Origin of the sequence: Rhodosalinus sp. 5P4 (genome assembly GCF_041365695.1) — a bacterium.
Classification (GTDB): Bacteria; Pseudomonadota; Alphaproteobacteria; order Rhodobacterales; family Rhodobacteraceae; genus Rhodosalinus.
In genome coordinates, this window is the sequence record NZ_JBGFSJ010000005.1 from 381,888 (window position 1) to 393,366 (window position 11,479).

General features: G+C 66.0%; 12 protein-coding genes and 1 riboswitch. Of the genes, 5 read left to right on the plus strand and 7 right to left on the minus strand.

Going from position 1 to position 11,479, the window contains the following annotated elements; genetic code table 11:
- The first annotated feature begins 16 nt into the window (after positions 1-16).
- The 5 genes from AB6A69_RS12260 (at position 17) to AB6A69_RS12280 (ending at position 5,947) form a co-directional block, all read left to right on the plus strand.
- A complete protein-coding gene (locus tag AB6A69_RS12260) occupies positions 17-934 on the plus strand; it encodes a dihydrodipicolinate synthase family protein (RefSeq protein WP_371060972.1) in 918 nt (305 codons plus the stop codon).
- Between the two features lie 5 nt (positions 935-939).
- Positions 940-1,872 (plus strand): proline racemase family protein, encoded by a 933-nt coding sequence (locus AB6A69_RS12265; protein WP_371060973.1) that lies wholly within the window; start codon positions 940-942, stop codon positions 1,870-1,872.
- A gap of 54 nt (positions 1,873-1,926) precedes the next feature.
- Complete coding sequence (locus AB6A69_RS12270) at positions 1,927-3,180, plus strand: NAD(P)/FAD-dependent oxidoreductase (protein ID WP_371060974.1); 1,254 nt, start codon at positions 1,927-1,929, stop codon at positions 3,178-3,180.
- A gap of 159 nt (positions 3,181-3,339) precedes the next feature.
- Positions 3,340-4,365, plus strand: coding sequence for a proline racemase family protein (locus AB6A69_RS12275; protein WP_371060993.1), 1,026 nt, complete (start codon positions 3,340-3,342; stop codon positions 4,363-4,365).
- 79 nt (positions 4,366-4,444) lie between these two features.
- Positions 4,445-5,947 carry an aldehyde dehydrogenase (NADP(+)) gene (locus AB6A69_RS12280; RefSeq protein WP_371060975.1) on the plus strand — a complete coding sequence of 501 codons (1,503 nt, stop codon included), beginning with the start codon at positions 4,445-4,447 and terminating at the stop codon, positions 5,945-5,947.
- Positions 5,948-6,126: 179 nt separating this feature from the next.
- Here the strand turns inward: AB6A69_RS12280 and AB6A69_RS12285 are convergent, their stop codons facing one another.
- The 7 genes from AB6A69_RS12285 to AB6A69_RS12315 all read right to left on the minus strand — a co-directional run.
- Positions 6,127-7,053 (minus strand): metallophosphoesterase, encoded by a 927-nt coding sequence (locus tag AB6A69_RS12285; RefSeq protein WP_371060976.1) that lies wholly within the window; start codon positions 7,051-7,053, stop codon positions 6,127-6,129.
- Positions 7,053-7,397, minus strand: a complete 345-nt coding sequence (locus AB6A69_RS12290; RefSeq protein ID WP_371060977.1) for a hypothetical protein — start codon at positions 7,395-7,397, stop codon at positions 7,053-7,055. Before AB6A69_RS12290 ends, AB6A69_RS12285 begins: the two co-directional genes overlap by 1 nt.
- Positions 7,384-7,809, minus strand: coding sequence for a hypothetical protein (locus tag AB6A69_RS12295; RefSeq protein ID WP_371060978.1), 426 nt, complete (start codon positions 7,807-7,809; stop codon positions 7,384-7,386). The genes AB6A69_RS12290 and AB6A69_RS12295 overlap by 14 nt, the downstream gene beginning before the upstream one ends.
- Positions 7,810-7,934: 125 nt before the next feature.
- A riboswitch (SAM-I-IV-variant riboswitch) is annotated at positions 7,935-8,043 on the minus strand.
- A gap of 326 nt (positions 8,044-8,369) precedes the next feature.
- Positions 8,370-9,653, minus strand: a complete 1,284-nt coding sequence (locus tag AB6A69_RS12300) for a sorbosone dehydrogenase family protein (RefSeq protein WP_371060979.1) — start codon at positions 9,651-9,653, stop codon at positions 8,370-8,372.
- Positions 9,654-9,756: 103 nt separating this feature from the next.
- On the minus strand, positions 9,757-10,176 hold the full coding sequence (locus AB6A69_RS12305; protein ID WP_371060980.1) for a cytochrome c: 420 nt from the start codon (positions 10,174-10,176) through the stop codon (positions 9,757-9,759).
- Positions 10,173-11,204, minus strand: coding sequence for a YeiH family protein (locus AB6A69_RS12310; protein ID WP_371060981.1), 1,032 nt, complete (start codon positions 11,202-11,204; stop codon positions 10,173-10,175). The genes AB6A69_RS12305 and AB6A69_RS12310 overlap by 4 nt, the downstream gene beginning before the upstream one ends.
- 7 nt (positions 11,205-11,211) lie before the next feature.
- The coding region (locus AB6A69_RS12315) for a thiamine pyrophosphate-dependent enzyme (RefSeq protein ID WP_371060982.1) at positions 11,212-11,479 on the minus strand (268 nt) is incomplete at its 5' end.

Below are 11,479 nucleotides of genomic sequence, written 5' to 3' on the forward strand. Positions count from 1 at the left end.
TGTTTTCACGGGCTGCATGCCCGCTCTGATGACGCCTTGTGATGCTGATCGCAAACCCGATTACGAAGCACTTGTGCGCAAGGGCAAAGAGCTGATCGACGCCGGAATGTCGGCCGTCGTCTATTGCGGTTCGATGGGCGACTGGCCGCTGCTGACGGACGAAGAGCGGATGGAAGGTGTGGCGCGCCTTGTCGAAGCGGGCGTTCCGGTCGTCGTGGGGACGGGGGCCGTGAACACCCGCGCGGCCGTGGCCCACGCCGCGCATGCCGCGCGGGTCGGGGCGCTCGGGCTGATGGTGATCCCGCGTGTCCTGTCGCGGGGCTCTTCTCCAGAGGCGCAGCGCGATCACTTCAAGGCGATCTTGTCGGCAGCGCCCGACATTCCGGCAGTGATTTACAACAGTCCCTATTACGGCTTTGCCACCCGGGCAGATCTTTTCTTCGCGCTGCGTGCGGAACATCCCAACCTTGTCGGTTTCAAGGAGTTCGGCGGCGCCGCCGATCTGCGCTACGCGGCCGAGTTCATCACGTCGCGGGATGACGACGTCACGCTGATGATCGGTGTCGATACCGCAGTCTATCATGGCTTCGTGAACTGTGGCGCGACCGGCGCGATTACCGGCATCGGAAACGCGTTGCCGCGGCAGGTGCTGCTGTTGACGGAACTCAGCCAGAAGGCCGCCATGGGCGACGCGCTCGCGCGGCGCCAGGCACGTGAGCTGGACGAGGCTCTTGCGGTTCTGTCGAGCTTCGACGAGGGACCGGACCTCGTTCTCTACTACAAGCATCTCATGGTGCTGAACGGAGAAGAGGAATACCGTCTGCATTTCAACGAGACGGATGCTCTCTCGGATGCCCAACGTCATTATATCGAAGCGCAATACGAGCTTTTCCGGGTCTGGTTCGACGACTGGGCCAGGAAAGAAGGGCTGTAGCGCTCATGCGGGTGATCGACAGCCATACGGCAGGTGAGCCGACACGCGTCATCGTTGACGGCGGTCCCGATCTGGGAGACGGGCCGCTCGCCAAACGTGCGGCGCGTCTCGAAGCGGAGCATCGCGACTTCTGCAAGTCGGTTCTGTGCGAGCCACGGGGGCATGACGCCATGGTCGGCGCCCTTCTGGTCGCGCCCACGGATCCCGGTTGCGCAGCCGGGGTGATCTTTTTCAATACGCTGCAAAACCTCGGGATGTGCGGTCACGCGACCATCGGTCTGACGGTCACGCTGGCGCATCTTGGCGCCATCCGGCCAGGTGCCCATCGGATCGATACGCCCGTCGGGGCCGTGGACGTGGACTTGCACGATGCCCATACCGCTTCGGTCGTGAACGTTGAAAGCTATCGCCTGCACAAAGGAGTCTCTGTCGCCGTCGACGGCGTGGGGGAGATCACGGGCGACGTCGCGTGGGGGGGCAACTGGTTCTTCCTTGTGAAGACCTCGCCGCTTGCCATCGCGGCACGGAATATCCGGCCCTTGACGGATCTGGCGCTCGACATTCGAAGCGCGCTGGAACGCGACGGGATCACCGGCAGGAATGGCGCCTGGATCGATCATGTGGAGCTGTTCGGCCCACCCCTGGACCCGCGCGCCCGCAGCAAGAACTTCGTGCTTTGTCCCGGCGGCGCCTATGATCGCTCTCCCTGCGGGACCGGGACCTCTGCCAAGCTGGCGTGCCTCGCATCGGACGGAGAGTGGCAAGCAGGGCAAGAGTGGATTCAGGAAAGCATCATCGGAAGCACCTACGGCCTAAGCTACGAGCCAGGTGCCGATGGGGGCATCGTGCCGACGATCACCGGCCAGGCTTTCGTCACATCCGATGCGACTTTGATCTTCGATCCCGCCGACCCCTACCTGTGCGGGATCCGTTACTGAAATGCGGTCATGCCAAGAAAAGGCGCATCGGCCGCTGGCCCCCATCGGGATGAAATGACGGATCAATCCGACCATGATGTGATCGTCATCGGCGCCGGGGTGATCGGCGTGAGCATCGCGCTCGCACTTCAGGCGGCGGGCCGCGATGTCCTGCTTGTCGATCGAAGCGCCCCCGGAAATGGCGCGTCGTTCGCGAACGCAGGTGCATTCGCCTTTTCGGACATCGTTCCGCTCGCGACACCCGGGATCATTCGCGCCGCGCCCAGGTGGCTCGCGGATCCCCTGGGTCCGCTCTCCGTCGATCCGTCCTACGTCTTCGCGATCGCGCCCTGGCTTTTGAGGTTCTGGCGGGCAAGCTGGAAGGATCGCTTCCCCAGGCTGATGGAAGCGCAAGCCGCCCTCATGGAGTTGTCCCGCGCCGCCCTCGAACGCCAGGTGGCGGATACGAGCGGCGAACATCTGCTGCAACGAGAGGGACAGCTCAGGGTTTACCAGGGCGCCCGACGGTTCGAGCGAAGCCGTTCCTATTGGGACGCCTGCCGGCAGTACGGCATTCGATTTGATCTGCTGGAGTCGCCGGCCGAGATCGCGGAACTCCAGCCGGGCCTCAGTTCCGAATTCACCCACGCCGGATATACGCCCGACTGGATCAACACGCGGGATCCCATGCTTTGGCTCGAGCACCTCCTGTCGGTGTTTCGTGCGCGGGGCGGCGTGGTCGATAGGCTGGACGCGCGCGCTCTGCAGGCCGGGGACGAACGGATCACGCTACACGGTGCGGAAGCGACGCTTTCGGCGGGCCATGTCATTGTCGCCGCGGGTGCCTGGTCGCGGACACTTGCGATGTCTCTTGGCGATCGCATCCCGCTCGAGACGGAGCGCGGCTACAACACGACAATTCGCCAAGCAGGCTTCGACCTCCGGACCCATATCACGTTTGCGGACCACGGCTTCGTGGCCTCCCGCATCCAGGACGGCGTTCGTGTCGGCGGCGCGGTCGAGCTGGCCGGTCTGGTTCGTCCGCCGAACTTCAAGCGTGCAAAGATCCTTCGCGACAAAGCCAGCGCGTTCATGCCGGGTCTGGACGCCAGTCGGGGAAGGGAGTGGATGGGGTTCCGCCCTTCCTTGCCCGACAGCCTGCCGGTCATCGGCCATGCGCAGCGCACGGATCGGGTCGTTTACGCGTTCGGCCACGGGCATCTCGGGCTGACTCAGGCGGCCGGAACAGCCGAGTTGGTGCAAGCCTTGATCTGTGGGGTGACCCCACCGCTGGACGCCGCGCCATTCTCGGCGCGGCGTTTCACATGACCTGGTGCGGAATGAACGTTCCAGCCGAAAACATCATTCAGGCGCCTGCGTCCCTTGATGACGGGCCACCGTTCCGGGCGATCGGTCTTGAAGGGTTTTCTGCCGCGCCCGACGCCGCGCATCGCCACACGGGGCACAGAGCTTAGCCAGAGGTCAGACATGCGAAGCACTCGGACGATCCATGTAATTTCGTGTCATGCCGAAGGAGAGGTCGGCGACGTGATCGTGGGCGGCGTGGCGCCGCCCCCCGGAAAGACGCTCTGGGAGCAGCGAACCTACATCGAACAGCAGGAGTCGCTGCGCAATTTCATGCTCAACGAGCCGAGGGGCGGGGTGTTTCGCCATGTGAACCTGCTGGTCCCGCCGAAAAATCCCGATGCCGATGCGGCCTTCATCATAATGGAGCCGGAAGATACCCCCCCGATGTCGGGCTCCAACTCCATATGCGTCGCGACGGTGCTGCTGGACTCCGGGATTGTCCCGATGAAGGAACCCGTCACCGAAATGGTTCTCGAGGCGCCGGGCGGCCTTGTCCATGTTTGTGCGACCTGCCGAAACGGCAAGGCAGAGAGCATCAGCGTACGAAACGTTCCCAGTTTTGCTGACAAGCTGGACGCGAAGCTCGAGGTCGCCGGGTTTGGCACCCTCACCGTGGATACCGCGTATGGCGGAGACAGTTTCGTTGTCGTCGATGCTGCGGCGCTCGGGTTTTCCCTGGTTGAAGACGAGGCGGCCGATCTGGCCAGGCTGGGGGTCGGGATTACGCGGGCCGCCAATGAACAGCTCGGGTTCACCCATCCCGAGAACCCGGACTGGGACCATATTTCGTTCTGTGCCTTCCGCGGCCCGGTAACGGCGACGCGGACAGGCCTCGAGGGACGGTCCGCCGTTGCGATCCGACCGGGGAAAATCGACCGCTCGCCAACCGGAACTGCCGTTTCTGCGCGAATGGCCTTGATGGCCGCCAGAAATCAGTTGCGAGTGGGGCAAACCTTCGAGGCCGTGTCGATCATCGGCTCGACCTTCATCGGCACGATCCATGGGGAAGCGCAGGTTTCCGGCCGGCCTGCAATCGTCCCGCAAATCACCGGTCGAGGATGGATAACCGGCATCCACCAGCACTTGCTCGATCCCGATGATCCCTGGCCGGAGGGCTACAGGCTGAAGGATACATGGGGTGTATAGCTTGGGCGCGTTTCCCGAGAGCCCCATTCGGTCCGAGACCCTCAGCCTGGTCAGAAATCAATGAGAAAGGAAAAGTACCGTGATCGGAAAACATCTTATCGCAGGCGAATGGATTGGAAACGACGAGACGTTCGCGAACGCTCCCGTGGAAGGCGATCCTGACAATTTTGCCGCCGGCAGCCCGGAGTACGTCGACCAGGCGGTCCGCGCGGCAGAGGAAGCTTTCACATCCTATTCCGAACTGTCCCGCGCCGCGCGAGCGACTTTCCTGCGCACCATCGCGGATGAGATCGAGGCGCGTGGAGCCCGGATCACTGAAACCGGCACGAGAGAAACCGGCTTGCCCCCGGCGAGGCTCGAGGGAGAGCGGGGCCGCACATGTGGACAGCTCCGCCTCTTCGCCGAGCATATCGAGCAGGGTGAGTATCTGGATCGGCGCCACGATCCCGCCTTGCCGGACAGGGAGCCCGCTCCGCGCCCGGATCTTCGGATGATGCAGCGGCCGATCGGGCCTGTGGCCGTGTTCGGTGCGTCCAATTTCCCGTTGGCTTTCTCGACGGCTGGCGGCGACACGGCCAGCGCGCTGGCGGCTGGCTGCCCGGTGGTGGTGAAGGGGCACGGCGCACATCCCGGCACCGCCGAGATCGTGGCCGAGGCCATTTCGGCAGCCATCGAAGCCTGCGGCGTCCATCCAGGTGTCTTCTCGCTTGTCCAGGGCGGCAGCCGGGAGGTCGGGCAATCGCTCGTTCAGCACCCGCTGATCCGTGCGGTGGGGTTCACCGGCAGTCTTGCCGGGGGGCGGGCGCTCTATGATCTCTGCGCGAAGCGGCCAGAGCCGATCCCCTTCTTCGGCGAACTCGGTTCGGTCAACCCGATGTTTCTGTTGCCTGGGGCGGTCAAGGCGCGCGGCGACGAAATCGCGAAAGGGTGGGCCGGATCGCTCACCATGGGGGCGGGACAATTCTGCACCAATCCCGGCATCGCCATTTTGATCGACGGGCCCGAGGCCGACTCCTTCATGGAGGCAGCCACCGCGGCACTGGACCCCGAGGCGGCGCAGGTGATGCTGACGGACGGTATTGCGCAGGCATATCGTGCGGGCCGCGACCGTGTGGCCGCCAGCAAGGGAGTGCAGGAGATCCTGACATCGACGTGCGACCTGCGGACTGCCACACCCTATCTCTTCGCCACGACCGGCAAGGAGTGGTTGGAAAACGACGTGCTTGGCGAAGAGGTGTTCGGCCCGCTGGGTCTGATCGTGAAGGTGTCGGATTCCGGCGAGATGAAAGATGTCGCCCGGTCGCTGCAAGGACAGCTGACATGTACCCTTCACATGGACGACGCCGACACCGAGATTGCGCGCGGCCTGATGCCGATCATCGAGCGGAAGGCGGGGCGCCTGCTGGCCAATGGCTTCCCGACCGGTGTCGAAGTGTGCGACAGCATGGTGCATGGTGGCCCCTATCCGGCCAGTACGAATTTCGGTCATACCTCGGTCGGCACGCTGGCCATACGTCGCTTTCTGCGGCCGGTCTGCTATCAAAACATTCCCGGCGAACTCCTGCCCGAAGACTTGAGGTAGAAAGCGAGGGGCGCCCTTGGGCCCGCCCCCATGGGGCGGTCAAGGCTGGCCTGCTGCCGGTTTCATGGTGGACCTTGCCGGGTCCTCGGTCCGGGCGTCATGCGAGCTCCGGGCGGGTTTCGGTCGGGCCGCACCGGCGCTCGGCGTCAAGTTGCCGATCGCGGCTGATCTCTGCCGCCTCACCCACCTGCGCTGACGATGTGCGCCACGTCGAGCCGTGCCGCGTCACCCTGCACGCGGTAGGCCAGCAGCGGCCCGTCGCCGCCCGCCGAGTAGTCGAGGCAGAGGGCGTTCAGCGCCTGGAGAGCCGGCCGCCCGTCGAGCCAGTAGTGGCCGAAGAAGACGGGTCTCGCGCCGGCGGGGTAGGCGCCGGCGCGCGCGAACTCCGGCAGGGGCCCGGGCGGCAGTTCGGCGGGATCGGGCACCGATATGGCGATGTCCGCCCAGCTCGCCGCTTCGCCTTGCCACCACTTGAGGCGGACATGCGCGCGGCGACGCCCATCCTTGTCGTGGAAGACGTGCCCCTCGGGCAGAGGGACTTCCGGCCCCTTCGTGGTCGTCTCGACGCGCGCGTGGAGCGCGTGCTCCTGGTCGGCGGCGGCAACGAGCTGATCCTCGTCGAGGACGCCGTCCCGGGTCTCCCGCGCGAGCGCCGCGATGACGGCCTCGTCCCAGCAGGCGTGCACCGCCCGGAAACGCGCCGTTTCCAGGTAAAGCGGCAGGCTCTGCATCCAGGCGAGCACCTCCCGCGTCGCGGGCGCGTCCGGCGGGAAGGCCTCGAGGAAGCTGCGGTGCTGCGCGGTGTTCTTCGCGCTTCGCGCGCGGAGCGGTTCCCCGGTTCCAGGATGCCGGGTGTGGTAATGGAGCGCGTTGAGCTCGTGGTTGCCCATGACCGCGCGGGCCTTGCCGGCGTCCATGAGGCTCCGGACCGTGCGGATCACGCCCGCGTTGTCGGGCCCCAGGTCGATGAAATCGCCGAGGAAGATGATCTCGCGATCGGGCGCGTCGTTGATCCAGCCCGCGGCGCTTTGGCGCCAGCCGAGCTTCGGGAGAAGCTCGTGGAGCTTCTCGCCCTGGCCGTGAATGTCGGGGATGATGTCGTGCATCAGGCCTCCTCGTGATCGAAGATGTCCATCGGGATCTCGGGGGCGTGCGGCGCGCAGTCCGCCAGCACCCGGTCGAGCATCGCCATGCCGGGCGCGCGGCGGATCCGGTAGCGATCGATCGGCAGCGCCCTACCGCAGTCGCAGCCGCGGGCCCGGTTCTCGGGCGTCCAGTGCCAGGAGCGCACGAGGTCCACGCCGGCGATCCCGACCCGCCGGGTGATGCCGTGCTTCGGCGGACCGTGCGGTGGCAGGGCCTCGGCCTCCACCACGGTCCCCTCCGGCACGGGCATGCCGCGCCCGTCGTGGCGCTGCCACGGGCCCCAGAGCCGCTCAGCGCCAGACATCGGAGAGCTCCGCGCCGCGCCGGTCGGCGAGCGCCCAGCGATGGCCGTTGAGGATCCGCACGGCGCGCAGATGCGGCCAGAACCACCGGTATCCCGGGTAGAGGAAACATCCGTGGGCGGGCGGCGTGAGCTCGAGCTGCTCTGCGATCTGCGCAAGCGCCTGTGCCCCGTGGCCCTCGAGCTCGAGGCGAATGGCGATGTAGCTGATGGGATAGGCCGTGATCAGCAGGCCCGCGACGAGGTGGTCGCGCCGCCCGCGCTCCGGGCCGTTCGGGCGGGCGAGGATCGCCTCGAGCATCACGAGCGCGCGGGCGCGCTCCTGCCAGCGGGGCACCACCGCCCGCGCGAGGCTCCGGCGCACGAACGCCGTGCGCGCCGTCGCGGCGCATTGGTCGGGAAGGTCGAGGATCATGAGGGAACTCCTTCGGCACGTGACATTGGCCGAAGGCGCGCGGGCACCGCGTCACGCCGGTATCTTACCGGAACGACACCTGCGTCGTGGCGCACGACAAGGCGGGTTTTGGGAGAGGTCCGCATGGGCCACCCTTTCGTTGCCAGTCTTCGGCCGCATCCCCCACTCTGGGGTGCCACCTTGCTGGGTCAGCAGGTTGGCGAGAGCGCTGAGGCTCTTCTCAAGATGCATGGTAAAAGTAGTTGTTCTGCCGAAGGAGTGCAATCCCCGGTCGGGCAGGCGCGCATATGTGGGTGATCTGGCAAGGACGGTCGGAAAGCAGCGGTGCATCTCGTGCGGAGGCGGCCGGGAACCGTCTCGCACCGATTGGATCCTGTCGACGCTACAAAGCGCCACGCGCGGGCGTCACGCCAGCGCGCTCCCGCGCATCTCTCCGGTCGAGCGTGTCGCGCCCCGCCCGGCTTCGGCGCCCCGGCCATCGCCGAAGATACCGGATCTGACGAGACGCTGATTTGCGGTGGCAGGCCGCGCCGCGAAGGTGGCACGGCCCGCTTGCCGGCTCAGTCGCCCGGCGTCAGCTTGTGGACCGCCCCTCCGTCGACGGCGGTGTAGAGGCTGCCGTCGGGGCCCAGCACGAGCGAGCGGAAGCGCGCGGGCGGCATCGGCAGCGTCATCTCGGTCACGTCACGCACCGAGATCTCGCCTTCGTGGGTCTCGAGCTCGATCACGTCGATGCGCTGGCCGATGGGCGTTCCGCCAAAGCCGATGCCCAGCAGGCCGACGGCCAAGGCGCCGTCCCATTCGCCCCATTGCTCACCCTCGAGAAAGGCAGCAGAGGATATGCCCTGCGACCAGCCGTTGTTCTCCCAGATCGGCGGCATCGCGTCGGGATAGGTCTCGAAATCCGTCATCGGCATGAACGACGCGCGTTCGAAGCGGTTCATGCCTTCGTCCTGGTTGGGCATGTACCCGCAATAGCCATCGGGACAGTCGCCCCGGCCCGCCATGTTGTCACGCGGGTCCCAGCCACCGTTCCCGCCGTTTTCCAGCACAGTGATCTCGTCGGAGTGCCATGGCCCGTGCTCCGTGATGATGGCGTCGCCCGTTTCGGGGTGAAAGGCGATGCCCTGCACGTTGCGGTGCCCGTAGGTGTAGGTCCGCTTGTCGAAGCCTTCGGGCGGGGTGTTGTCGGGGTGCGCACTTCCGTCCGTCTGGATGCGCAGCACCTTGGAGCCCATGAGCGTCGGGCTTTGCGGGATCTCGGGGTTGTGGTTGTCGCCCGTGGTGAGCCACAGCGCCCCCTCGGGACCGAAGCGAACGCGCCCGCCGTTATGGGCACCGGGCCCGCCGAAGGGATGATCGGAGTCCTCCATCTTGTAGGGCACGTCATCCACGATATCGACGCGGTTCGAAACGGCGGTGAAGTCCTCGTTCACGGTGAAGCGCATCAGCCGGTTGGTGTGCGGATCGGACATGTCGGACGTGGCATAGACATAGATGCGCCGGTTGGTCTCGAACTCCGGGTCGAAGGCGACGCCCATCATCCCGGCCTGACCTTCGCAGAACAGGTCCGACCCGTTCGACGGGTAGCCATCGACGTCGCCCATACCGTAGAGCGCGTTGACCGTCCCATCGGGCAACCGCACCGAAAGGCCGTTGCACTTCTCGCTGAACAGCATCGTTCCATCGTCGAGGAACGCGATGTCCCAGGGGCTGTCCAGCCCGTCGAGCACGACTTCGTGCTGAAGGCTGGTGGTGTTCATCCCCACTTGGGCGAAAGCCGGCGATGCAAGGATCGCGGTCCCGGTCAGCAGCGATGCGACGAAGGCCCTTTGATAAGCCATGTGATCCTCCCTTGAATGTCTTCCGTCCAATGCGACCTCCTGGAATTGATCGTCGGGAGGCGTTGGCGATTAAGCTGTAAATGTAAGCACGATCGTTTTCCGATCAAGGCAAGCGCATGTCCGACATCCGACCGCCCGGGCCTTTCGCGCGTCGGTCGAAGGCGCGTGTCACGTGGACCGCAAGGCTGGCGATCTCCGTGTCCGAAATATTCCTCGCGGTCTGGATCATCGGAACCGAGTCCGGACCGACGCGCGCGCCGGCTCTGTAAGTCTTCAGCCGGTTCGCGATGTAGTCCGGCGCCTTGTCGGACAGCTGCGGATAGCTCGCGACGCCCTGCGCCTCTTTGCCGTGGCAGGCATCCGTGCGGTGTAGCCCGACGGCGGCATGTGGCAGGCGACACGCGACGCGGCTCGTCTGTCGATGATGGCCGAGCGTGGGCGTCGATTCGGTTCGCCAGTCGGCCACGGCGAAATTCAGCGAAGAGCTTCGGGCGTTCGGGGCCAGCAGGGCGACCATCGTCACGCGAACTCCAGAAAGCTGATCCCGGCCAGGACGAGCCCCGCGAGAAACAGGGTTTCGGCCACGATCAGCGCGATCGCACCGCCACCCACCTTGATGATGTTGCGCAGGTCGGTCTTCATCCCGACCGCGGCGATGGCGGCCAGCAGGGCCCAGGACGAAAGCCCGGCCAGGAACGCGCCCAGCGTCTCGGGGATCAGGCCAAGCGAATTCAGCGTGGCGAGGCAGAGGAACCCCGCCACGAAGCCGGGCACGATCGGCGGCCGCGTGCCGTCCGCGCGCGTCTGTTCGCGTTGCCACACAAGCGTGATCACGATCACCACCGGTGCGAGGAACGAGACCCGGATCAATTTGACGAGAGTCGATGTCTCGCCCGCGGTGTCGGAAATCGAAAAGCCCGCGCCGACGACCTGCGCCACGTCGTGCACCGTCGCACCGATGAAGGCCCCCGCCGTGACGTCGTCGAAGCCGAGCGCATTGGTGAGGATCGGGTAGAGGATCATCGCGATCGTCGACAGGACCGTGACGCCCAGGACCGTGAACAGCAGGTTGCGCTCGGACCGTTCGTCCTTGGGCAGGACGGCGGCGATGGCCATGGCGGCCGATGCGCCGCAGATGGCGACCGCGCCGGCGGTGAGAATGGCAAATCGCGGCCCCTGTCCGATCAGGCGCGCCAGCGCCACGCCGAAGAGGATGGTGGCGACCGTCCCGCCGACAAGCAGCCCGATCATGCCCCAGCCCAGCGACGTCAGCATCTCGACGCTGATGCGCGCGCCCAGGACCGCAACGCCGAACCGCAGGACGGTGCGGGCGGTGAAGCCGATGCCCGCCGCGGTCGGTCCCGGTTCGCCGAGGAAATTCAGCGCGATCCCGAACAGCAGCGCCATGAGCATCGCCGGGGCGCCATGATGCTCGGCCACGAATTGCGCCGCCAGCGCTACGAGGACCGCGACCATGACGCCCGGCAGATACGCCTTGAGCTGCCCGGCCAATCGCTGGCCGGACAAGCCGTACACCGTTTGCAGCTTCATGCCGGGATCAGGCTGTCTGCCTGACCATGTCGGCGGGGTTTATTCCTGCGACGGCGACGGGTTTTTTCATTGCGTCGCGGCGGAACGGTTCGCCGAGTTCCTGGTTGATCATCGCCTCGATGAGCGTGGTCTTGCCGTGCTCCATCTGGTCCCTGATCGCCTGGTTCAGCGCGGCGGTGAGCTCTTCCATGGTGCGCACCACCACGCCCTTCAGCCCGCAGGCCTGCGCGATGCCGGCAAAGCTGACGCCCTCGTCGAGTTCGGTGCCGACGAAA